Source organism: Roseobacter sp. HKCCD6576-2, assembly GCF_013179285.1.
GTDB lineage: Bacteria > Pseudomonadota > Alphaproteobacteria > Rhodobacterales > Rhodobacteraceae > Rhodophyticola > Rhodophyticola oceani.
In genome coordinates this window covers 896,846-920,038 of the sequence record NZ_WVNW01000001.1, presented here as the reverse complement: position 1 = coordinate 920,038, position 23,193 = coordinate 896,846, and the positions used below count along the sequence as shown (strand labels likewise).

The window sequence follows — 23,193 nt, the reverse complement described above, 5'->3', positions numbered from 1 at the left end:
CAAGCGCCCAGACTTCGCAATAACTATGGCGGGGACCGCGACCATTCTCCGCTGGCCTGCCGATTGTTCGAAGCTTTTACCGCTTGCACCGTCTCCCCCAATTCGCTACCTCCGGGCAGCACCACGGAGGGCGAGTTGGCGGAGTGGTGACGCAGCGGATTGCAAATCCGTGTACACCGGTTCGATTCCGGTACTCGCCTCCACATCTCTGCAATATCGCGCTCAACCTGCGGCTCCTGACACAAAGCATTGTGACATGAGCGGTTTAGACCGTTTCCGCCGCACGTCGCTCAGCCCAGTCTTTTACAGGGCACCAATCCCCCGGCATCCGGTTACACGCGAAATCGGAACATCCATTCGGGCTCAGAGCCGCTCTATGATCGTCGCTGTGCCCATCCCGCCTCCGACGCAAAGGGTGGCTAGGCCCGTGCCTAGCCCCTTGCGCTCCATCGCGTCCAGGAGTGTGCCGAGGATCATCGCGCCGGTCGCGCCGAGGGGGTGGCCCATGGCGATGCTGCCGCCATCGATATTTGTCTTGTCGTGATCTGCACCGACCCCCTCCATAAAGGACAGCGCCACCGAGGCGAAGGCTTCGTTGATCTCAAACAGGTCAATATCGCCCGCTGTCATCCCGGCGCGGGCCAGCGCCCGTTGAGATACGGCTGTTGGGCCGGTCAGCATGATTGTCGGCTCCGATCCGATCGACGCCATGGCCCTGATCCGCGCGCGCGGGGTCAGGCCCAAACGCTGACCGATCTCGGCGGTTCCGATCAGCATCGCCGCCGCGCCATCGACGATGCCGGAGGAGTTGCCTGCCGTGTGATCGTGCTGAATGCGCTCCACCTCGGGATAACGTAACAGTGCACGCGCGTCCCAACCTTTCTCTGCTCCGATTTTGGCGAAGGCGGGCGGCAATGCGCCCAGGCTTTCGACGGTCGTTTGGGGTCGCGGATGTTCATCGCGATCCAACACCAGGTCTCCGTTCAGATCATGGACCGGCACAATCGACCCATCGAAAGACCCGGCCTGCGACGCCGCCGCCGTCCGGCGTTGGCTTTCGGCGGCGAAGCTGTCGAGATCGTAACGCGTGTAGCCATGTTTGGTGGCGATCAGATCGGCCGAGATACCTTGCGGCACGTAATATGTCTCGTAGGTCTCATGCGGATCCGCCTGCCAGGAGCCGCGATCCGAGCCCATTGGCACCCGGCTCATGCTTTCGACACCGCCGCCAACCGTCAGATCGGCCTGCCCCGCCATGACGCGGGCTGCCGCCATATTCACCGCCTCCAAGCCGGAGGAGCAGAAACGGCTCAGTTGCATGCCTGGGACCGATTGATCCCAATCCGCCGCCAAAACCGCCGCCCGCGTGATGCATCCGCCCTGCTCGCCCGTCGCCACGACACAGCCATAGACCACATCTTCCACCGCTTCCGTGGCCAACTCGTTCCGCGCGGCCAGGGCCCGGAGCGGTGTTGCCGCCAATTGAATCGGGCTGATCGAGGTCAGCGCGCCGCCGCGCAGCTTGCCGCGCGGGGTCCGCACACTGTCATAGATGAAGGCTTCGGCCACGTTTGTCTTCCTTCTCGGTTGCAACAGGGTCATCTCACATGCGATGCTATAGTGAAATCATTTTTCGCAGAACGAAACAAGTGCCGTTCTATCCTTATAGAAAGGGGTTGCCTTGAGTGATATTTTTGCGAAATATGATTTCGTCTATCGGAATATCTTGTCGCAAGACCGCATCTTAGGGAAAGACCAATGACCATACAGAGCCCTGATCCGTTGTTGCGCAGCGCAACCGATGATGCCGGCATTCGCACGCTGACCATAGACGTCTCCGACCGGCCGATGAATGTCTTGAGCCCGCCTTTGCGCCTCGAATTGATCGCCGCGATGGACGCAGCGCTCGAAGATGACACCGTGACCGGGATCATCCTGGCGTCGGATCGGCCGGAGTTCATCGCGGGCGCTGATCTCAGTGCCTTGTCTGAGATGCGCGGGAAACCGGCCGCTGAGGTGCGGGCATTTTCCGATGGGTTCCGCGCGATGCTGCGGCGGATGGAGTTGGGCGGCAAGCCGATTGTCGCGGCGATCAACGGCACCGCGCTTGGCGGCGGGTTTGAGCTTTGCCTGGCTTGCCATCACCGGATCGCGGCGGATGTCGAGGGTGCCGTGATCGGTCTGCCCGAGGCGTCGTTGGGTCTGCTGCCGGGCGCGGGTGGCACGCAGCGCTTGGGGCGGATGATCGGCATTGCAAAAGCGTTACCTCTGGTGCTGAACGGCAGCCGCTTATCCCCTGGTGCCGCCTATGAGGCCGGGCTGGTTGATGATCTTGTGCCGCTTGACGGCCTGCTCGCGGCGGCCAAAGCCTGGATCAGCGCCAACCCCGCACCGCAAAAGCCATGGGATCAACGCGGATTTTCCATTCCCGGCGGCGGACCCGAAGCGCCGCAAAATCATCGCTTATTCATTGAGGCGGGGGGAAAGGCGCAGGCCGAGACTGGCCCGAACGATGCGACCGCAAGTGCAATCCTGTCCTGCTTCTTCGAAGGCTTGCGCGTCCCCTTCGACACTGGGCTCGAGATCGAGGCGCGGCAGTTTTCCGGCTTGGCACGGGGCGATGTGGCGCAAAACCGGATTCGCTCGTTTTTCTCGATGACGGCGGCACGTAAGGCGGCAACCCGTCCCGCCGACATCCCCCGGTTCGCACCCAAAAAGATCGGTATTTTGGGCGCGGGGTTGATGGGTAGCGGCTTGGCCGAGGTTGCCGCGCGCAAAGGCCTCTCGGTTGTGCTGCTCGACCGCGATGTTGAGGCGGCCCGCGCCGGGTATCAGGCCGCCGCCAAGTCGATGGAGAAATCCGTGACACGCGGCAAGCTGACATCCGAGGCCGCCAGCGCGGCGCTTGGCCGGATCGACCCGGTCAGCGATATGGCCGCGCTGTCGGGCTGCGACGCGATTATCGAGGCCGTCTATGAAGATCGGAGCGTCAAGGCTGAGGTCACCCGCGCGGCGCTCGCCGCCACAGGCCCGGATGTGCTCTTTGCCAGCAACACCTCAAAACTGCCGATCACCGGGCTGGCCGAGGCCTCACCCGCGCCGGACCGCTTTATCGGCATGCATTTCTTCAGCCCGGTGCCGCGCATGGCGCTCGTTGAGATTATCTTGGGCGATGCCACTGGTGCCGCGGCCCATGCCCAGGCTTTGGACCTGGCCAAGACGCTTGGCAAAATCCCGATCGTTGTTCGGGATGGGCGCGGCTTTTTCACCTCTCGCGTGTTCTCGACCTATATCAACGAAGGCCTTGCGATGCTGTGCGAGGGCGTTGAGCCCGCGCTGATCGAAAACTCGGGGCGTCAGGCGGGCTATCCGCTTGGCCCCTTGGCGATGGCCGATGAGATCAGCCAGGAAACCATGCTGCGCATCCGCAGCCAGGAGCGCGACGATCTGGGCGCGGATTGGATTGAAGGATCCGATTTCGCCGTTGTCTCACAGTTTGTCGAGATGGGCCGGATCGGCCGCCGCGCGAAAGCCGGGTTTTATGACTATCCGGAGGAGGGCCCGCGCCATCTTTGGGCTGGGCTGGCCGATCTGTATCCTGTCGCCGCCGATCAACCCGACCCAAAAGCGCTCCGGCAGCGGTTCTTGCACATCCAAGCAACCGAAGCGGCGCGGGCCTGGGATGAAGGCGTGATCGACGATCCGCGAATGGCCGATGTGGGCTCGCAATTGGGCTGGAGCCATCCGTCCTGGACCGGCGGCGTGATGTCTTACATCGATCAAGAGGGCGGTGTTGCGGCATTTGTCGCCGAGGGCGAGCGCTTGGCCAAACTGCACGGGCCGCGCTTCACCCCGCCGCCACGCCTTGTGGCCTTAGCTGCCGAGGGCAAATCGCTTTATGGCTGATGATGCGCAGACGCTCGACCGGCTGAACCTGATGCTTGATCGCATCGGGGCGCATCCGTTTTATGCCGGGCGTCTACCGAGCCGCATTGACACACTCAAGGCGTTTGCCGCGCAGGTGCCGTTGATGACAAAGGCGGACCTGCAAGCCGAGATGGCCCAACCGGGGTTTGGCGCGATGGCCCCGCATGTGCCCGTGCAACGGATGAACATGACGCCCGTCGGTGGCGGGTTGATGCCGGTCCTGTCCAGCCGACGCGATATCGAGCAGATGGTCGCGGCCTGTCGCAGCCATTTGGACATCTGCGGCATCGGACCGGGCGACACCTGTTTGATCACCTTCGGTTATCACCTGTTTGTGGCTGGTCTGTTTTATCAGACGCAGATGGAGGCCCAGGGCGTCGCCACCATTCCGCATGGCCCGGGCGACCCGGCGCGGATTGCCCAAATCTGCCGCGATCATCATGTGACGGTCTTGGCCGGAAACCCGTCCTTCGCGCTGAAAGCCATCGCCGAAGGTATGCCACCGCCGCGTGTGTTCTTTGCCGGTGGCGAACCCTTTACCGGGAATAAGACGCTTTACGCCGCTGTCCGCGCGGCGATGCCGGACACGCAGCTGATCGACGCATTCTCGCTCTCAGAGATCCTGCCCGTCGCGCGAACCGTTCCAAGCGGCACAGGCGTGCATGTGTTCGACGAATGGGTCCATGCCGAGGTGATCGACCCTGAGACATTGGCCCCGGTCCCCGATGGTACGCGCGGCGAGTTGGTTTTGACCCATCTGACCAAAGAACTGATGCCTCTGGTGCGCTATCGGACCGGCGATTTGACCGTAATGCAGCGCACCGCGCCGGTTCATGGCCGCACCGTTTGCCTGCCGCAGGTCGTGTTTGGCCGCACCGACCAAATGGTGAAGGTCAAAGGCGTGAAGCTGTTCCCGTCCGAAATCGGCAGCTTGCTTTTGGGTAACCCAGATCTAACCGGTAAATACGCCCTGACACTCGCGCCCGGCGACAAAATCGCCCTCTGTCTAGAGGGCACAGCCGCGCCTGAGGCCTGCGAAGCCATCAGCGCGGCTTTCAAGACCCAGACTTTGCTGAGCCTCGATGATCTGACCACGGTCGAGCGCCTGCCCGACGGCCCAATTCTAACGGATAAAAGATCATGACAAGGACCCACATGCCCCATGCCCCCTGGCGCCTGGTGATTTCGCGCGACGCATACCCTGCGTTCTCCACCTCGACATCTCCGGCCATTGAACAGGCGGTTGTGGCGGGCGACGTGCCCTCGACCGTGATCCTCAATTTCTTCGAGGATGATGGGATCACCATTGGCGTGAATGAAGACCCAACCCAGGTTCTCGACCTGGATTTCTGCCATGAGAAGGGCATCCAGGTGATGCGCCGGGTGAATGGCGGCGGCGCGGTCTATGGCGGCAAAGGGTCGGCGTTCTTGGTACTGATCCTGCGCCAATCCGATGCCGATTTGCCGGTCACGGCGGGGCTGGCTTTCCCCCGGGTCCTGACCAGCATGGCCGAGGTTTTGGAGCGCCGCTTCGGCATCGCCGCAAAGTATCGACCACTGAATGATGTCGAGGTGGAGGGGCGGAAACTTATGCCCACCTCGGTGAAGATCGAAAACGGCGTCATGACCTTCCGTCTGCTCCTGAATATCAGTGGGATCGACACTGATCTGGCTGGCACAGCAATGCCGATGCCACCGGAAAAAACCCGCGATAAAGTGCATAAAACGCTGCAATCCCGCTTCACCTATCTCGAAAAAGAGGTTGGTCGTGCCGTTGGAGAAGACGAGTTGATCGCCCTGTCGCATGATCTGATGGCCGAGGCGTTCGGCGTCTCCGATCTGATGCCCGGGGAGCTGACCGGTGCAGAACGCGCCTCGGCGCGGGCGTTTTTCAGAGAGCTCAGTCAAGATGACTGGTTCTATGGCAAAAGCCTCGCCCTGCGGCTCGGTGACGACACGCGCCCCGGAGATCGCGTCGGGCATGGGCGGGAAAAGGCACCGGGCGGCTTGATCTGGGCCAGCCTGGTCGTCCGGGACGGGGTGATCCACCACGCGGTGTTGAATGGAGATTGGCACCCACGCCCGATCGAAAGCGTCAGCTGGTGCGAGCAAGGATTTCGCGGCGTGGCCGCCACGGAAGCTGCCATCGAGGCCTATCTCAAAGACTTCCTGGCGCGCGAGGATGTGGAATGGGCCGGGGTTGAGCTTTCTCATCTCATGACGGCCCTTGGAAAAGCCTTGGACGGCGCAACATCGGAGATGTCGACATGAGCACAGGCGTCTCGATCATCGCGGCGGGGCAGAGCAGCTATGGCCTGTTCCCGGATCGCACGTTGAAAGAGCTGTTCTATGACGCGCGCATCTCCTGCTTCGACACGCTCGACCGCAGCTTGGAACCCTCTGCCATCGACGAAGCCTTCATCGGCACGCTCGGCACCGGCGGGTCGCAACTCGGCAACTTTGCCCCTCTGATGATGGAGGCCGCCGGTCTGGTGGGCCCGCCCGCAACCCATGTGGAAAACGCCTGCGCCTCCGCCGGTTTCGCGTTTCGCGCCGCCGTGATGGCGGTGGCCAGCGGTCAGGCGCAGATCGCGATGGCCGGTGGGATAGAGAAGATGTCGGACCTACCGCGCGAGCGGAACCGCTCTTGGCTTGGCGTGTCTGGTGATGTGGAATGGGAACGACTGGCGGGCACGAACTTCCCCGGCATCTATGCAATGATGGCCCGGCGGCACATGTTTGAACACGGGACCACCAAAGCGCAGATCACCGGTGTTGCGGTGAAAAACCGCCAGAACGCCATCGCCAACCCGAAAGCCCAATTCCGTCGCGCGCTCGACCTGGAAAAGGCGCTTGGCGCCCCGATGTTGGCCGATCCGTTCACCCTCTCGGACGCCTGCGGTATCACCGATGGCGCCTCGATGATTATCGTCGCGCGCGATGACATCGCGCAGCAATATACGGATAGGCCAGTAAAAGTCTTGGGCGTCGGCGGCGGCACCGATTATGTCGCCGTTCATGACCGCCCGACAATGACCGAACTGGCCGCCGCCCGCCGTGCCGCCAAGCAGGCCTATGATATGGCGGGGCTTGGGCCTGATCAGATCAGCCTGGCCGAGGTGCATGACTGTTTCACCATCGGCGAGATTCTCTCCTATGGCGATCTCGGCTTTTGCGAGACGGCGGATGCCGGGCGCATGATCAGCGATGGGACAACCGCCGCCGATGGCCGCTTGCCCGTGAATGTCTCCGGCGGGCTGATCGGCAAAGGACACCCGATTGGCTCCACCGGCACCGGGCAAATCTATGAACTGTTCCACCAATTGCGCGGCACCGCCCAGGGCGAGGGGCGACAATTGCCCAATCCAAGCGTGGGATTGGCGCATAATGTGGGCGGCTCCGGCGGCGTGGTCGCGGTGACCATCCTTGGCGCGGCATGAGGGAGACGCAGATATGACCAGCATTCTTGCCTATGCAGCCGAACTTCCGACTCTGCGCCTGTCGGCTTCGGCCTATGTCGCGGCCTGGGGGTCTTGCGCGGCCTCGGGGCTGAAACGCAAAACGGTCTGCGCCTATGATGAAGACCCGGTGACGCTCGCCATCGCCGCCGCGCGGCGAGCGCTGGCAGTCGCTGGCGACCCAGACATCGCGGCCGTCTATGTCGGGGCGACCACCCTGCCCTATGAAGAAAAACCGTCCTCCGCGACGATCTTGACCGGACTGACCGGTGCCCCCGCCGCCGTTTATGAACTGCGCGGCTCGCCGCAAGCCGGTCTGCAAGCGTTGCGTCTTGCAGGTATGGAAGCCGAGCGCCTGCCCGAAGGCCAGGTCGTGCTGGCCATCGCCACCGATGCACCTGCCGCCGCGCCCGACACGCCGCTGGAACAAGCCCTTGGCGCGGGGGCCGCTGCGTTTGTGCTTGGGTCGGGCCCCGGCATCGCAACGCTTGGCCCCTCGATGACGATCAGCCATGAAAGCTTTGGTGCACGGTTCCGGCGGGCAGGATCACCCCTTTTGCAGGACCTGGAATTGCGCACCCAAGACGACCGAAAAGCCGCCGATCTCTTGGCCAGTCGCTTTGACCTCACCGCCGATCACCTGGCGACAGGTCTATCGCCTCGGGCCGCGAAGAGGCTCGAGACCGCCGCGGGAGCCGAGAGCGACCGGCTTTGGCCAATCCTTGGCGATGCGGGTGCGGCCTCGGCGCCTCTCGCGCTCACCGACCGTCTGGATCAGGCGCAGGCCGGGGCGACAATCACCGCCGTCGCCCTCGGCGCGGGTGTGGCGGCGCTCAAACTCACCGTCGATCGCCCTCGCCCGACCAGCCGCCCGGTCGCGGCCCAAGCCGAAAGCGGTCAAGAGATTGATTATGTTGCCTATCTGAAGCACCGCCGGATGCTGAGCAGCCGCTTTGGAGACACGCTATGAGTTCCTATATCTCCCTGCCGCTCTATGCGGCCTCCATCAATGCACGGTTGCGGCTTGAAGGCGGGCGCTCTCCCTCAACCGACGAGTTGGTCTATCCGCCGCGCACGGTCGGCATCACCTCCGACGCGCAGGATTTCGAACCCGAGACGTTGGCCGAGACCGGGACCATCTATAGTTTCACCGTCATCGCCCGCGGCGGCGCACCGGCGGAGTTCGATGACCAACAAACCATGACCGGGACCATCGTGGTCGGCGTGATCGAGATGACTGACGGCCCCCGGATCATTGGCCAAATCGTCGGGGCAGATCCCGATACGCTGGCCATTGGCGACCCGGTCAACGCGACCGTGCGGCGGCTCTATGACCAGGAGGGCATTGTCCGTTACGGGGTCAAATTCGCCCCGGCCACCCCCACATGAGTGCCGCGACGAAGCCTGTCATCGGCGTAATCGGCGCTGGCACGATGGGGCGCGGCATCGCACAGGTATTTGTTCAAGCCGGGCATCGCGTTCTGTTCCACGACACCTCCACGCCCGCGCTTGAGGCCGCCTGCACCTTCATCGGCGATATGTTGACCCGCGCGGTCGCGAAAGATCGGATAACCCAAGCCGAGGCGGATGCGGCCATCGCACGGCTGGAGCCAGTTGACAGCCTGAACGGTTTTGTACCATGCGATGTAGTGATTGAGGCGATTGTCGAGGCGTTGGAGCCGAAACAGGCCCTGTTCACCAAGCTTGCCGACATCCTCCGCAATGATGCGATCCTGGCCACCAACACATCGTCGCTCGCCGTCACACGGATTGCCGCGCCGGTGCCGGGGTCCGAGCGTGTGGTCGGTCTGCATTTCTTCAACCCTGTGCCGTTGATGAAGCTGGTTGAGGTGATCCCTGGCCTACGCACAAGGCCCGATCTCGTGGCCGAGATGACTACCCTGATCGACGGGATCGGACATACGCCGGTCACGGCCACAGACAGCCCCGGGTTTCTGGTCAACCATGCCGGGCGCGGGCTTTACACCGAAGGGCTCCGCCTGCTGCAGGAAGGTGTCGCCACACCGCATCAGATTGACGATGTGATGCGCGAGGCGGCGGGGTTCCGGATGGGGCCGTTTGAGCTTCTGGATCTGACGGGGCTCGATGTGTCCTTCCCGGTGATGCAGTCGATTTACGAACAGTTCTGGCAAGAGCCCCGTTTTCGGCCCTCGCCCACGCCACCCTTGCGCGTCGCGGCGGGCCTTTTGGGCCGGAAAACCGGCGAGGGCTTCTATTGCTATGATGCGGGCAAGATCATCCGGCCCACGCCGGTCGACGCCCCCGATATCCCACTCCCACCGATCTATGTGGCGCCCGGCGACGGCGCGGCGGAGCTTGCGCAGACCTTGCTCGACGCAGGTGTAACGCCTTGCGACAGTCCTGCACCCGAGGCGCTTTTACTGGTCTCTCCGCTTGGAAGGGACGCGACCAGCACGGCCCTGGATTTGGACCTCGACCCGACTCTCGTCGTCGCGGTCGATCCGCTTTTCGGCCTCGCCGGGCGGCGCACGGTGATGACGACGCCGGTCACCCGGCCCGAGATGCGTGACGCCGCCTTTGCCGCCCTGGCCCGGGGCGGCAAGGGTGTGACCGTGATCCATGACAGCCCCGGATTTATCGCCCAACGCATGGTTGCCACGATCACCAATATCGCTTGCGAGATCGCCCAAGCCCGGATCGCGACGCCGGAAGATATCGACCGCGCGACCATGTTGGGCCTCGGCTATCGGATCGGCCCCCTGGCGCTTGGGGATCGGCTTGGACCGGCCCGGATCATGACGATCCTCACTGCGCTGCAAGAGACTACGGGCGATCCACGCTACCGCCCCAGCCTATGGCTGAAACGGCGCGCGGCCCTTGAGGTCAGCCTGCTGACGCCAGAGGGCTAGGACGCAAACCGCGCCGCGAGCGCACTTTTCAGGATTTTGCCGGTGGGTCCGATGGGCAAGTCTTCTTGGATAAGCTCTGTCGGCACCTTGTAGCCCGAGAGGTTCTCGCGGCAATGCTGCCGCAGCGCGTCGAGATCAAGCGTCACACCGGCTGCGGCCTGGACATAGCCAACGACCTCTTCATCTCCGGGCACTTTTCGGCCGACCACCGCTGATTGCATCACGCCTGGAAACGCATTCAAGACGCCCTCAACCTCAACGGGATAGACATTGAAACCAGAGCGGATGATCAGCTCCTTGCCGCGCCCAACGATGTAGAAGCTTCCCTCCGCATCACGCCGCGCCATATCACCGGTTCTGAGCCAGCCATCCGGCGTGATCGTCGCCGCCGTCGCCTCGGGGTCCTTGTAATAGCCATCCATGCGCGACGGCCCCCGCGCCCAAAGCTCCCCCACCTCATCATCGGCGGCTTCGGACCCATCGGCGCGCACCACTTTCACCTCACAGCCCGGCGAGGCGATGCCAATGGCGTCACCTGAGGCTTCCACCCCATCCGGCACGCGGGCAATCGGCGTCATCTCGGTACAGCCATAGCCATTGCGAAATGGCAGGCCGAATATACTCTTCATCCGCTGCATCAGGCTTAGGTCGACCGGCGATCCGCCCGTGCCGGTAAAGCGCAACCGGGTTGTCTGGCTCAGGTCGATGCCATGGGCGTCGGCATAATCGAGCAGTTTGGCGTAAATCTGCGGCACCGCGACCATAAAGCTGATCCGATCTTCGGCAATTGCATGGGCCAATGCCTCCGGTGAAAAACGCGGTGCCAGCATCGCCTCGGCCCCGCCAATCGCCGCGGTGATCAGGTTCGACCCAAGACCGATGGCATGGCTGATCGGCGCGACGATATAGAGCGTATCTTCGGTTGAAATATTGCGGCTAACCACCTGACTGGCCCCTTGATAGAGGATCGCCTGATGGCCGAGTACGACTCCTTTCGGCCGCCCCGTGGTGCCGGAGGTAAACATAATCACGGCGGGCAGATCACCCGTCTCCGGCACCGCCTCGTCATTCAACGCGCCGATGGCAAATTGGCCGATTACGGGATCGGTCTCGGGCACGGCGCCGGCCTCTTCGGCATGGGTCGCGGCGGCGGCGCTATCGGTGGCGTAGAGAATGCAGCGTGGCACAAGATGGCCCAGCATCACCGCCACTTCACGCGGCGAGACACGAGCATTGATCGGTGAGGCGATGGCCCCTGCCGCGCTGACCGCATAGATCAACACGGCGGAGGTCACGCCATTTTCATTGATCACCGCAACCCGGTCACCCGGGCGAACACCGTGCGCCACCAGCCGGGCAGCCGCCGCCGAGATCGCCGCGCCCAATTCAGCATAAGTTAGCCGCCGCGTTGGATCGGAGATTGCAATCCCATCGGGTGTGTCCGCCGCCCATCTGAGCGGAGCTTCATGGAGTTTGCGCGGCAGCGTGTCCAGAAACGCCTGCGTCTCTGGGTCGTCAGAAGCCGAAAACGGCTTAGTGTGCGTCATGTCCGGTTTGTCCTTCAACAAGCGGCGGGGCCGCTTTGTCTTGCGTAATCCAGGCGAGGATCAGAGCCAAGACCGCAAAGCCAGCACCAATCGCAGACGTGACCAGCGGCCCGATACCCGCCATCGGCAAGCCTGGCGCGGCGAAGGCCAGCCCGCCGATAATCATCAAGCCGCGCACAACCCATCCAATGGGTCCCTGTGTCACCGGTCCGATGCCATAAATATAGCCCTGCAATCCGTTGGCCAGAACCGCGACGCCGATGATCGCCGACACCGTGACGGAAATGATCTCCTGCGGTGTTCCGATCAAGAGGAGCGCCGGGTTGAGGACGAAGAAAAACGGCACGAAATAGATGATCGCGCCGAGTTGCACGGCCTTGAACCCCGTGCGCATCGGGCTGGTCCGCGCAACCGAGGCCGCGGCAAAGGCCCCGATGGCGACCGGCGGCGTGATGAAGGACAGCATGCCCCAATAGAGGATGAACATATGCACCGCCAGCGGGTTGAGGCCCGCCTGAATCAGCGATGGCGCGAGGACAACGGCCAAGAACACATAAGCCGCCGTGACCGTCATGCCGATGCCCAGGATAAAGCTTGCCAACGCGCCCATGACCAGAAGCGCCAGGACCGAGCCGCCCGCAATATGGACCAGCGCATTGGTCAGCCCGCCGATCATTCCGGTCACGACCAGCGCGCCGACCACAAGGCCGATTCCGGCCAGGATCGCGGCGATCTCGACCAGGAGCCGCCCAACAGCCAGCAGATAGGACTTGAACCGGTCCCATGTCATCCGGTCGCGCTTGGAAAACACCTGATTGATGACCAGCAACAGACCCGTGGCATAGAACGGTGCCGCCGCTTCACGGCCCAAGCCGATCAACATCCAGATCAGAAAGGCGAAAACGGCGATGTAGTACCAGCCCTCGCGCATCGCTTTGCGGAGGCTCGGGAGTTCTTCCTGCGGCAAGCCCTTGATTTCGGCTTTCGCCGCGAATGCATCGGCACCGATAAAGAGGCCGAAGAAATACAGCACCGAGGGGATGATCGCCGCCGTTGCCACCTCCAGATAGGAAATGCCGAGGAAATTCGCCATGACAAAGGCCGTGGCCCCCATGATCGGCGGCATCAATGTGCCGCCGGTGGACGCGCACGCCTCAATCCCCGCCGCATAGAGCCTCGGGAAACCGGATTTTGTCATGGCCGGAATGGTCAGCGTGCCAGTGGTCAACACATTCGAGGTGACCGAGCCCGACATTGAGCCCATTAGACCGGAGGCAAACACCGCGACTTTTGCCGCGCCGCCCCGGACATGGCCCAGAAGCGCGAATGACATATCGAGAAAGAACCGCCCAGCGCCGGTGAATTGCAACGTAACCCCGAAGAGCAGGAACCCGACGACCAGCGAGGCAAAGGCCTTGATCGGCAAGCCCAGCATGCTCTGCGTGCTCATGATGTGATACATGCCGGTCTGCTCGACCGTCATCGCAAAGCCCGAAAACACGCCCGGCATTGAGGCGGCATAGACCGGATAGAAAGACAGAACGCCGACAACAATCAGGATCGCCAAACCACCCGCGCGGCGCGTGACCTCCATCACCAGGAACCACAAAAGAAGCGAAGCCCATCGGGCCGGTTCAGGGGCCGTATATTCCCAAGCCTGGCGCACCATCGTCTCGGCGTTCCAGGCGAAATAGCCAAGGATCCCCGCAGTGGCCAGCGCCATGAGTAGGTCTAGCGGCCAGATCCAGCGACCTTTGATCGTCAGAGGAAAGACAAAGAAGGCCAGCGGCAGAAGACAGGCCAGAAGCCAATAGAGATAGGCGTTTTCCAGCAGCATCACGCCGGTGGCGCGCCCGAGGATAAACACCTGATGGATCGTCAGAACCACCGCCAAGACTGCGCCCAGGATTACGACAGCGGAGACCCATTGCGGGTGCGCTCCGTGGCGCGTGTCAGTCTCAGCGGTGGTCATTTTTGATGCGTCCGTAAAGCGTTACCAGGTTTCGAAGAACGGGTTGAACCCGGCCTCGGACAGTGCCTCGAACCGCGCCGCTTGCCAAGCTGCCGCGAAGGCTCCGTCATCGGCATGATCCTCGGCAATCACCGCGGCCCAAGTATCCGCTAGAACCTGCTGACGCCGCAGAAGTTCGTCGTGATTGGCCTGATCCGCGTCGGTCCACATACCAGCCTCTTGCCAATAGCGGATCGCCCCATCGTGGAACGGCATGACATAAGACAGCGATTGACGCTCCGCCGCCCAACCATAGGCGCCCGGTGCAGCATCCTCATATTGTGGGAAGAACTCCACCATGGCGCGGGTGAACTCATAGACCATCTGCTCTTCCGCCTCGGCATAGGTGACGAGGTTCGGATAATGATAGACCGCGAAGGGCAGACCATCTTCCGGCACATTGTTGCCAGCGGTCACCGTTTTCGGGAAGAACCACGGGGCAAACTCCGTAATCCGCTCCCAGCCCTCGGTGTCGTCGGTTGGAAAGAGGACCCAATCCATACCCCGGTTACTGGCCGCAAGACGCCCCGATGTGCCACTGTCGCTGACCGCGATCCCGGCATCGACCTGCCCGGCCACATAGCCATCAAGCCAGGCGCCAAAGCCAGGGAATTCAACAACTTCGACATCGTCCCAAGTCAGCCCACCAAAGGCCAGATAGGCTTCAACCAAGAGGTTCAGAGCAGGCGAACCGACAATGCGCGCGACCCGGACACCTTCCATCTCGGACGGGTCGGTGATGCCAAGCGCCGGGTCGATGGCAAAGCCGATGCCGCCATCAGAGACATTCGACATGACCAGGCGCACAGGCTGCGGCCCCCACTGGCCGCGATCGGCGAATTCGAAGACGCCTTCCTGGCTGTAAAACACGCCAAACCCGGTGGAGCTGAACTGCGCCACACCTTGTTGCAACGGCGCTTGGCGCGAAATGTCATTGTCGCCGGGAATAGGCCGCAGATTGACACCCAGCTCTGACTGCAACACGCCCCCGATCGCGACCATCTGCGCGAAACCGGCGGAGGTTGTGGAATAGGTGGTCACCGCGATTGTCGATGGCATTTCCGCAATCGCGGGGGTGCCGATCCCGACCGCCAGCACAGCCGCAGCCATACGCTTCAACAGCGCATTATGCATCTTGAATTCCTCCCAAATGATGTGATGGCGCCAGGCCCTCCCGGCGGCACCGTCTCTTCATGTTTCCACACTAGGCTACTGGACGCGGGATGCAAAACAAAATTAAAGTTCGCAGAGCGAAATATTGATTGGAGCGCGATATGTCAGGCGATTCTGTGGATTTGGGTGTGGATGTCACAACCTCTGGTGGTGTTGCGACGGTCACCATGCGCTATCCGGCGCGGCGCAACGCGTTGTCGCTCGAATTGCGCGAGGTGCTGCATGACGCGGTCTTCGATCTGATGACCGATCCCGAGGTGCGGGTCTTGGTTCTGACCGGAGCCGAGGGTGTGTTTTCCGCCGGCGGTGACATCTCTGGCATGGACAATCTGACGACGATGGCCGGGCGGGCGCGGCTGCAACGCCTGCACCGTCTTGTCCGCTTGCTGATCGAGGGCGAAAAGCCAGTGATCGCCGCGGTCGAAGGCTACGCGGTTGGGGCAGGCATGTCGCTGGCGGCGGCCTGCGATGTGGTTGTGGCCGCCGAGGACGTGGTTTGGAATTGCGCCTTTAACAAGCTCGGGCTGATGCCCGATATGGCGGCAATCTGGACGCTACCCGCCCGGATGGGGCTGGGTCGGGCAAAACGTTTGATGCTGACCTCGGAACAATTCGACACCGACTCGGCGGCCGATTGGGGGCTGGTCGAGGAAGTGACTGAACCGGGCGCAGCGCTGGCGACGGCTCAAGGCATCGCCAAGACCATCGCGAAACGCGCGCCGGCCGCCGTGGCGCTCACCAAAACCTGGCTGTCGCGCGGCCCCATGGGTCTCAACGAGGCTTTGGCCGCCGAAGCAGATGCGCAGGCCGTGTTGTTTCAAACCGAAGACTTCACCGAAGGGCGGACCGCGTTCATGGAAAAACGCGTGCCCGAGTTCAAAGGCCGCTAAGGCCAGGTGATATGACGAAACACCCCATGGCCGGTGGCAATCACCGTGACTTCATTGGCGTCGGTCACCTGCACGCGGACGGTTTTGAGCTTCCGCCCGCCACCGACCACCCAGGCCTCGCAGACGATCTCTTCGCCCTCGCGAAACGGCGCAAGATAGTTCAGCGAGAACGACACCGTCACCACCCGGCCTTGCCGTTTGCCATTCTCGTCGGCGGTAAGCGCCACGCCGCAGGCCGTATCCATGACGCTGGCCACAACGCCGCCATGCGCCACACCGGACATATTCGTGAAGCTGGGCTGCCAGGCGCAGCGGAGCCGGGCGTAATCAGGCTCCGCGCGGTCGACGCGAAGCCCTAAGAGCTCGGAAAACGGGCTCATATCGGTCCAGTCATGCTTCATTTGCTCGGCTTCGCACCGCTGGCCATCGCCGCCCAATCCTCATCGGTCAGCGCATCAAGTTCCGAGAAAGACGCCGCCTTCTTCAACCAGTTGCCGCCGTCGATGATCACTTGCTCACCATGAATGAAGCCGGCCTGATCGCTCAACAGATAGGCCGTCAGATCGGCGAATTCGTCGTGACGGCCCGGGCGACCGACCGGCGGCCGCTGTTCCATGATCTTGCCGAGGCCGGGCCGCGGATAGAGATTGTCCCACGCACCGGGTGTCGGGAACGGCCCCGGCGCGACGGCGACAAACCGGATGCCTTTCGGGCCCCATTCGGCAGCAAGCGACCGGGTCATGGCCAACACGCCGGCCTTGGCCATGGCCGAGGGCACCACATAAGGCGCGCCGGTGAAGGCATAGGTGACGGTGATCGACATGACCGTCGCCTTCATACCCGCCGCCAACCAACGCTTGCCGCAGGCCAGCGTCATATAGGCCGTGCCATGGAGCACGATGTTCAACACTGCATCCACGGCACGTGGCGAGAGCGACTCATATTTCGCGGTGAAATTGCCCGCCGCGTTGTTGATCAAGATATCGGGCGGGGTGTCGTCCCAAATCGCATCCAGCGCCGCATCGATCGCAGCAGCATCGCGCACATCCAGCGCCGCATAGCGCACCCGGCGGCCATATTTCGCCTCGATCTCTTCGGCCGCGGTTTTCAGAACCTCTTCGCGGCGGCCAAAGATGATCAGTTCCGCGCCCAGTTCGGCGAGACGCTCGGCCATCGTCCGGCCCAGCCCCGTGCCGCCGCCAGTGATCAGGGCGCAGCGCCCGTCATAAAGCCCTGGTTCAAACATGTCTTACCCCTGTTGGAAGGCGCGGCTCATCTGGCGCGCGATAATCAATTGTTGGATCTGGCTCGTGCCTTCGTAAATCCGCAGGAGCCGCACGTCGCGATAGAACCGCTCCACCGGATAGGCGGCCATATACCCCGCCCCACCGTGGATCTGCACGGCGCGGTCCGCGACCCGCCCGACCATCTCGGTACAGAAATACTTGGCACAGGCCGCCTCCTGGATCGCCTTGCCCTCGCGGTCATAGATCTCGGCGGCATCGGTCACCATTGTGCGACCCGCGTAATACTCGGTCTGGCTGTCGGCGAGCATCGCCTGGACCAGTTGAAAATCTGCGATGGCGCTACCAAAGGCTTTGCGCTCATGGGCATAGGCCAACGCCTCGTCGATCAGACGCGACGCCATACCGACCGAGGTCGCTGCGATATTGATCCGGCCCCGATCCAGCACCTTCATCGCGGTCTTGAATCCACGGCCCGGCACGCCGCCGATAACGTTTTCCGCCGGCACCCTAACATCTTCGAGGATGATATCGCTGGTCTTGGTCCCGTGCTGCCCCATTTTCCGGTCCGCAGGTGCGATGGTGATCCCGGGCAGATCGGTCGGGACCAGGAAGGCCGAGATGCCGGCGGCCCCTTTCTGATCCGGCTCGGACCGCGCCATCAGCGTCAGCAGCCCGGCGCGCGGGGCGTTGGTGATATAACGTTTGGTACCGTTCAGAACATAGTCGGAGCCATCCAGGCGCGCCGTCGTGCGGATCGCGGCGGCATCCGATCCGGCATCGGGTTCGGTCAACGCAAAGGAGGAGATGATTTCGCCGGTCGCCAGCTTCGGCAGATAATGGGCCTTCTGCGCCTCGGTCCCGTCCATGATGATGCCTTGCGAGCCGATGCCCACATTTGTGCCGAAGACCGACCGGAACGCCGCAGAGGTCCGCCCGGTGATCTGCATCACCTGCGCTTCCTGGCTCAGGCTGAGGCCAAGGCCGCCATATTGCGTTGGGATCGACAGGCCGAAAAGCCCCATCTCACGCATATCTTGCACGATCTCCGGCGCGATATCGTCGTCCAGCTCGACTTGCTCTTCCGCTGGTATCAGCCGCTCTTCGACGAACCGCTGCAACGCGGCGCAGATCTGCATGAAGCTGTCGTTGTCAATTCCCATCGTTTGTCCCTTTGTCCTCGTTACGCGGGCGCCAAGGCCGGGGCGATCCGGTCTCGGGCTGATCTCAGGGCGGTTTCGGCATCCGCCGTCAGCCGATCCAAAATTGCACCTGCGGGTTCCAGCCGGTCGCACCAGGCGGCCGCCGGCCCAAGCGACAACACCCCTTGGCTCCAATCCCCGGTTTCATAGGCCTGGCGCTGCATGTAGCCGCCAATCAAAGGCCCCAGTGTTTCGTAGTCGCGCACGCCCTCAGCCTCCAACGCGGCCACCGCCGCCGCAGTGTCATTGGCAAGGCAGCGATAGGTATTTTTCAATGCGTGCAGGACGGTGGTTGAGCCGGTCTCGTCCAGGCTCAGCAAGTGCGTCTTATAGGCGTCATGCGCCCAAATTTCATCGGCCACCAGCATGCGCGAGCCAATCAAAACCCCATCTGCCCCAAGCGCCAACGCGGCGGCCAACTGCCGTCCCGACCCGATGCCACCGCCGACCAAAACGGGCACATCGATCTGCTCCAAAGCCCGTGCGGCCAAGACCATCGCCGGAATATCCCCCTGCCCTGGGTGACCACCGCATTCCGCGCCGATCAGCACCACCGCATCGACCCCCGCCTTTGCCGCCGATGCGGCATGGCGGACGCTGGTCGCCTTGTGCACAACCTGGCACCCCGCCGCCTTGAGCGCGGGCAAAAAGGCCACCGGGCTATACCCCGCGGTTTCAACGTGGCGCACACCTTCACCTGCCAGGATCTCGATCCATCGGCGCATCCGCGCGTTTTCCTCTGGTCGGGCCGAGATATAGAGATTGACGCCAAAGGGCCGCCCACCGGTCATCGCGCGACATCGGCGGAGCGCGTCGACAAAGGTCGCCTCGTCTGGATAGGAGCGTGGTGTGATATAGCCCATGGCCCCGGCATTCACGACCGCCGCGACATATTCCGCCGTCGCCAGCCACATCAGGCCACCGCAAAGGATCGGCTTTTCGATCCCAAAGCGCTCCGTGAGTCTTGTCTTCAACACCGCTGCGCTTGTCCCGTCTGCATTGCGTCGCCAATCTGTCCCACAAGCATAGCGCCATTATTCCGCAGTGCAAAATAATATTTCACAAAATATAGGCCACTACCGCTTTGCAAAAAATCGTTTCGCAACTTGAGAAACGGCTGGTTCTAATGTCTAGTGAGACACCCTTGACCCGAGAGGCAGCATGGCCCGACCCCGCGCGACACCAACAGACACCACGGAAGAGGATCCGAAATCCTCCCGCCAATTCGTGACCGCCGTGTCACGGGGCTTTGAGGTGCTGCGCAGTTTTGTGCCTGAGGGCAAACCGCTTGGAAACCAAGAGATCGCTGCCCGCTCCGGGCTGCCGAAACCCACCGTCAGCCGGATCGCCTTCACGCTGACCGAGCTTGGCTATCTCGTCTATTCCGCCGAGACCGAGAAGTATCGCCTCGGCCCCGGCGTTCTGGCCTTCGCGCAGGCGTTCGGAAACGGCACCGGCATAAAGGACCTGGCAAAAGGCCCCTTGCAACAACTGGCCGATGACACCCGTGGAACCGTGGCCATTGGTCAGGCCGACCGTCACGAGATGGTCTATATCGCGCTGCACCGATCAGTGTCGCGGATCATGCTGCGTCAGGATATCGGCAGCCGCATTCCAATGGCGACGACCGCGATGGGCCATGCCTATCTCCACGCCCTGCCCGCGCCGCGCCGCAAAGTCAGAGTTGAGAAACTCGCCGAGATCATGGGCGATGAACGCCAAAAGTTTCTGGAGATACATGAACGCACCGGTGAAGAACTGCAGACGCGCGGGTTTTGCGTGGTCGCCGGCGTTTGGGAACATGAGATCAACGGTGCCGCGACTGCCTTCAATCTGGATGACGGGCGTAGCGTTCTGGCGATGAATATCGGCGGCCCGTCCTTCTGGCTCACCGAAGAAAACCTCTATGGTGAGATCGGCGGCCGGATGATGGAGACACGGGAAGCCCTGATCGATGCAGGCATTTTGCGGCTGAACCTGATGTAGAGCACGGTCTTCGGCTTCACGTTATTGCGGGCTCGGTAAACCGCTCTGAACCGCGTGGCGCATCGCTCCGCACGGCACAGCTTCGGTCCGAGTTCTTCCGACAAATACCAAGACAACACGAAAAACCTATCGCGGGAAAAGGAACTTCCCTGGCGTCACGGTGAATATTCCTTCTTTTTCTTATGGCGGAATGGGCTAACCTCGGCGAAGGGGAGAAAAAGGGAGACACGATGTCGCGCGACGATCGTCCATGGACGGCCTTTTATGGCCCATCAGCCCGCACGGAAATCGAAGACCTAGCCTATCGCTCAATCGGCGACATGATCAGCTCGGTCGCCTCGGTGTATGGCAAGGCACCCGCCTTCACGGCTTGCCTGCCCAATGGCATGAACGGCACGCTCAGTTTCGACCAAGTCGACGAGATGTCGGACGCACTGGCGGTTTATCTGCGCGAGATCGCCGGATTGGCGCAAGGTGACCGAGTTGCGGTGCAACTGCCCAACGGTCTGTCCTTTCCCATCGCCGCCTTCGCAGTTCTGAAAGCTGGCTGCGTGTTAGTGAACGTGAACCCGCTCTACACCGCCGAAGAGATGGCGAAGCAGTTTGAAGACAGCGAACCCCACGCGCTGATCATCGTCGATATGTTCGCCGACAAACTGCCCGAAGCGATGCGCGGCCATCCGATCCCCAATATCATCGTCACGCGCGTGGCTGAGTTCCTCCCCGCGATGCCGCGCGGCATTGTCGGCCTGGTCCAGAAATACTGGGATCGGACAATCCAACCGATTGAGCTGGCTCATATTCGGCTGCCCGACGCCGTCGCAGCAGGGCGGCAGAAGCAACATGATGAGAGCATTGAGGTCGAGCCCTATCATTCCGGCATGTCGCCCGATGATACGGCGGTTTTGCAATATACCGGCGGTACCACCGGCGTGTCGAAAGGCGCGATGTTGAGCCATCGGAACCTGATCATGAACATGGAACAGACCATGGAATTGCTCGCCGGTGACGTCGAGAAGGGCCGCGAGGTCGCGCTGACCGCCCTGCCGATGTACCACGTCTTCGCCTTCACGGTGAACCTGCTCGGCTTCTACTGGCTGGGCGCGCGGAACATCTTGATCCCGAACCCGCGCCCGCTCACCAATCTCAAACGCGCGTTCGAGAATTACAAAATCACCTGGATGAGTGGCGTGAACACGCTGTTCAACGGGCTGACCAATGAGATTTGGTTCACCGACAGCCCGCCGAAACATCTGAAATTCGCCTCTGCCGGCGGCATGGCCCTGCAAACCGCCGTGGCCGAGCGGTGGGAAGAAATCACCGGCAAACCCGTGATCCAAGGCTATGGGCTGACCGAAACCTCGCCGGTTCTGACCTTCAACCCGCTTGGCAAGTCGCGGCCCAATTCCATTGGCGTGCCGGTGCCCTCAACCGAGGTGGCTTGTCTGGATGAAGACGGCAAGCCGGTGCCCCAGGGCGAGACCGGAGAGCTGGCCGCCAAAGGCCCGCAGATCATGACCGGCTATTGGAACAAACCCGAAGAGACCGCCAAAGTCATGAAAGAGGGGTGGTTCTTGACCGGCGATATCGGCGTGATGGACTCCGATGGCTATTTCCAGATCGTCGACCGCAAGAAAGACATGGTCGTCGTCTCGGGCTTCAACGTCTATCCCAATGAGGTGGAGGATTGTTTGGCGACCCATCCGGCGGTGTTGGAATCCGCTGTGATCGGGGTGCCGGATGATGGCACGGGTGAGGCCGTGAAAGCCTTTATCGTCAAACGCGATCAAGGCGTGACGGCCGAAGACATCCGCGCCCACTGCAAAGAGCATTTGACCGCATATAAGGTGCCCAAACGCGTGGAATTCCGCGACGAGCTGCCGAAATCCAATGTCGGCAAAATCCTCAGAAAAGACCTGCGCGCCGAAGAGCTGTCGCAGATCGCGGCGGAGTAGGCGCAGATGGTCGGAGCATTCGAACAGGCGCTTCTGGCGTTGATGATTTTCGTGATCATGCTGGGCATGGGCGCCTCGCTCACCCCGCGAGATTTCTTCTTGGCGCTGAAACGGCCCTATGGTTTGGCAATCGGCGTGATCAGCCAATATGGCTTCATGCCGTTTATCGGCTTTCTGCTGATCAGTTTCCTGACCTTGCCCGAGGCCATCGCCATCGGTGTCTTGATCATGGCTTGCATGCCGGGCGGCACCACCTCGAACATCTTCACGTATTTTTCCAAAGGGAATCTGGCGCTTTCGGTTCTGATGACCGTGACCTCCACGGTGTTCGGTGTGTTGCTGATCCCCGTGATCCTGGTGGTCTATTCCGCCGCGCTGGACCTGCAAATCCCGCGGGAAAACATCATCGCAACGCTGGTCTTGCTGCTGGTGCCTGTCGCCATCGGCATGGGGATGCGCAAGATCAACGCCAATGTCGGCGCGGTGACTGAGTTTCTGGGTTCAGCGCTGGCGCTGTTTTTCATCCTCTTCATCATGGTCTCCTGGGTGCCGCGGAACTGGCAGTTTCTGGTCACCACAACGCCCGCAACCTATGTCGCCGCCATTGGGCTGGGGCTTTTCGGGATCGCCATCGGCTATACCTTCGCGCGCACCTTGCGGCTGCATCCTCGAAACGCGCGCACGGTGGCATTGGAGACCGGCATTCAAAACGGACCACTGGCCATTGCCATCGTGGCCTTCACCTTCTCTGGTGAGCAGGCGCAGAGCTATATGGCCGTTCCCGCGCTCTATTCGCTTTTCATCGTCATCGTCTCGACCCTGGTCACCCTGATCTTCCGGCGCGCAAACACGGCGGCGGAGCAGAAAATGCCGGACGGGTTGCTCTAACCCTCTTGCCAGAGCGCCCTG

The 23,193-nt window shown here is 62.1% G+C and carries 19 protein-coding genes and 1 tRNA gene; 12 read left to right on the top strand and 8 right to left on the bottom strand.

Annotated features, from left to right (window positions below; all coding sequences use genetic code 11):
* The first annotated feature begins 129 nt into the window (after nucleotides 1-129).
* Nucleotides 130-203 (top strand) — tRNA-Cys (locus tag GTF44_RS04565).
* Between the two features lie 160 nt (nucleotides 204-363).
* Here GTF44_RS04565 and GTF44_RS04560 read toward each other — a convergent pair.
* A complete protein-coding gene (locus tag GTF44_RS04560) occupies nucleotides 364-1,569 on the bottom strand; it encodes an acetyl-CoA C-acetyltransferase (protein ID WP_367383359.1) in 1,206 nt (401 codons plus the stop codon).
* Nucleotides 1,570-1,758: 189 nt separating this feature from the next.
* Between GTF44_RS04560 and GTF44_RS04555 the strand changes: the two genes are divergently transcribed.
* Genes GTF44_RS04555 through GTF44_RS04525 form a run of 7 tightly spaced genes read left to right on the top strand, consistent with a single transcriptional unit; the run spans nucleotide 1,759 to nucleotide 10,276 of the window.
* Nucleotides 1,759-3,906 (top strand): 3-hydroxyacyl-CoA dehydrogenase NAD-binding domain-containing protein, encoded by a 2,148-nt coding sequence (locus GTF44_RS04555; RefSeq protein ID WP_171557851.1) that lies wholly within the window; start codon nucleotides 1,759-1,761, stop codon nucleotides 3,904-3,906.
* Nucleotides 3,899-5,071, top strand: a complete 1,173-nt coding sequence (locus GTF44_RS04550; protein WP_171557849.1) for a phenylacetate--CoA ligase family protein — start codon at nucleotides 3,899-3,901, stop codon at nucleotides 5,069-5,071. The genes GTF44_RS04555 and GTF44_RS04550 overlap by 8 nt, the downstream gene beginning before the upstream one ends.
* The gene (locus GTF44_RS04545; protein WP_171557848.1) at nucleotides 5,068-6,198 is read left to right on the top strand and encodes a hypothetical protein; all 1,131 of its coding nucleotides are present in this window, start codon (nucleotides 5,068-5,070) and stop codon (nucleotides 6,196-6,198) included. Before GTF44_RS04550 ends, GTF44_RS04545 begins: the two co-directional genes overlap by 4 nt.
* Nucleotides 6,195-7,367 (top strand): beta-ketoacyl synthase N-terminal-like domain-containing protein, encoded by a 1,173-nt coding sequence (locus tag GTF44_RS04540; RefSeq protein WP_171557846.1) that lies wholly within the window; start codon nucleotides 6,195-6,197, stop codon nucleotides 7,365-7,367. Before GTF44_RS04545 ends, GTF44_RS04540 begins: the two co-directional genes overlap by 4 nt.
* Before the next feature lie 13 nt (nucleotides 7,368-7,380).
* On the top strand, nucleotides 7,381-8,355 hold the full coding sequence (locus GTF44_RS04535; protein WP_171557844.1) for a hypothetical protein: 975 nt from the start codon (nucleotides 7,381-7,383) through the stop codon (nucleotides 8,353-8,355).
* Entirely contained in the window at nucleotides 8,352-8,774 is a 423-nt protein-coding gene (locus GTF44_RS04530; RefSeq protein ID WP_171557842.1) for a Zn-ribbon domain-containing OB-fold protein, read from the top strand. Before GTF44_RS04535 ends, GTF44_RS04530 begins: the two co-directional genes overlap by 4 nt.
* Nucleotides 8,771-10,276 (top strand): 3-hydroxyacyl-CoA dehydrogenase, encoded by a 1,506-nt coding sequence (locus tag GTF44_RS04525; RefSeq protein ID WP_171557840.1) that lies wholly within the window; start codon nucleotides 8,771-8,773, stop codon nucleotides 10,274-10,276. Before GTF44_RS04530 ends, GTF44_RS04525 begins: the two co-directional genes overlap by 4 nt.
* On the opposite strand, the gene GTF44_RS04520 is transcribed toward GTF44_RS04525, so the two are convergent.
* From GTF44_RS04520 to GTF44_RS04510, 3 genes are read right to left on the bottom strand one after another with little or no spacing between them, the layout of a single operon-like run.
* Nucleotides 10,273-11,823 carry a class I adenylate-forming enzyme family protein gene (locus GTF44_RS04520; RefSeq protein ID WP_171557838.1) on the bottom strand — a complete coding sequence of 517 codons (1,551 nt, stop codon included), beginning with the start codon at nucleotides 11,821-11,823 and terminating at the stop codon, nucleotides 10,273-10,275. The genes GTF44_RS04525 and GTF44_RS04520 overlap by 4 nt on opposite strands.
* Nucleotides 11,810-13,795: a TRAP transporter fused permease subunit gene (locus GTF44_RS04515; protein ID WP_171557836.1), complete on the bottom strand. Its 1,986-nt coding sequence runs from the start codon at nucleotides 13,793-13,795 to the stop codon at nucleotides 11,810-11,812. The genes GTF44_RS04520 and GTF44_RS04515 overlap by 14 nt, the downstream gene beginning before the upstream one ends.
* A 21-nt stretch (nucleotides 13,796-13,816) precedes the next feature.
* The gene (locus tag GTF44_RS04510) at nucleotides 13,817-14,968 is read right to left on the bottom strand and encodes a TAXI family TRAP transporter solute-binding subunit (RefSeq protein ID WP_171557834.1); all 1,152 of its coding nucleotides are present in this window, start codon (nucleotides 14,966-14,968) and stop codon (nucleotides 13,817-13,819) included.
* 140 nt (nucleotides 14,969-15,108) lie between these two features.
* Between GTF44_RS04510 and GTF44_RS04505 the strand changes: the two genes are divergently transcribed.
* Nucleotides 15,109-15,897: an enoyl-CoA hydratase/isomerase family protein gene (locus tag GTF44_RS04505; protein WP_171557832.1), complete on the top strand. Its 789-nt coding sequence runs from the start codon at nucleotides 15,109-15,111 to the stop codon at nucleotides 15,895-15,897.
* On the opposite strand, the gene GTF44_RS04500 is transcribed toward GTF44_RS04505, so the two are convergent.
* From GTF44_RS04500 to GTF44_RS04485, 4 genes are read right to left on the bottom strand one after another with little or no spacing between them, the layout of a single operon-like run.
* A complete protein-coding gene (locus GTF44_RS04500; protein ID WP_171557830.1) occupies nucleotides 15,894-16,298 on the bottom strand; it encodes a PaaI family thioesterase in 405 nt (134 codons plus the stop codon). The two genes, GTF44_RS04505 and GTF44_RS04500, sit on opposite strands and share 4 nt — an antisense overlap.
* Nucleotides 16,295-17,143 (bottom strand): SDR family oxidoreductase, encoded by an 849-nt coding sequence (locus GTF44_RS04495; protein ID WP_171557829.1) that lies wholly within the window; start codon nucleotides 17,141-17,143, stop codon nucleotides 16,295-16,297. Before GTF44_RS04495 ends, GTF44_RS04500 begins: the two co-directional genes overlap by 4 nt.
* Before the next feature lie 3 nt (nucleotides 17,144-17,146).
* Nucleotides 17,147-18,304 (bottom strand): acyl-CoA dehydrogenase family protein, encoded by a 1,158-nt coding sequence (locus tag GTF44_RS04490; RefSeq protein ID WP_171557827.1) that lies wholly within the window; start codon nucleotides 18,302-18,304, stop codon nucleotides 17,147-17,149.
* Between the two features lie 20 nt (nucleotides 18,305-18,324).
* On the bottom strand, nucleotides 18,325-19,320 hold the full coding sequence (locus tag GTF44_RS04485) for a nitronate monooxygenase (protein ID WP_171557825.1): 996 nt from the start codon (nucleotides 19,318-19,320) through the stop codon (nucleotides 18,325-18,327).
* Nucleotides 19,321-19,504: 184 nt separating this feature from the next.
* On the opposite strand from GTF44_RS04485, the gene GTF44_RS04480 reads away from it, so the two are divergent.
* The 3 genes from GTF44_RS04480 to GTF44_RS04470 all read left to right on the top strand — a co-directional run bounded on the left by GTF44_RS04480 (nucleotide 19,505) and on the right by GTF44_RS04470 (nucleotide 23,172).
* Nucleotides 19,505-20,329, top strand: a complete 825-nt coding sequence (locus tag GTF44_RS04480) for an IclR family transcriptional regulator (protein WP_171557824.1) — start codon at nucleotides 19,505-19,507, stop codon at nucleotides 20,327-20,329.
* Nucleotides 20,330-20,559: 230 nt separating this feature from the next.
* Nucleotides 20,560-22,284: an AMP-binding protein gene (locus GTF44_RS04475; RefSeq protein WP_171557822.1), complete on the top strand. Its 1,725-nt coding sequence runs from the start codon at nucleotides 20,560-20,562 to the stop codon at nucleotides 22,282-22,284.
* A gap of 6 nt (nucleotides 22,285-22,290) precedes the next feature.
* Nucleotides 22,291-23,172, top strand: a complete 882-nt coding sequence (locus tag GTF44_RS04470) for a bile acid:sodium symporter family protein (protein WP_171557820.1) — start codon at nucleotides 22,291-22,293, stop codon at nucleotides 23,170-23,172.
* The last annotated feature ends 21 nt before the right edge of the window (nucleotides 23,173-23,193 follow it).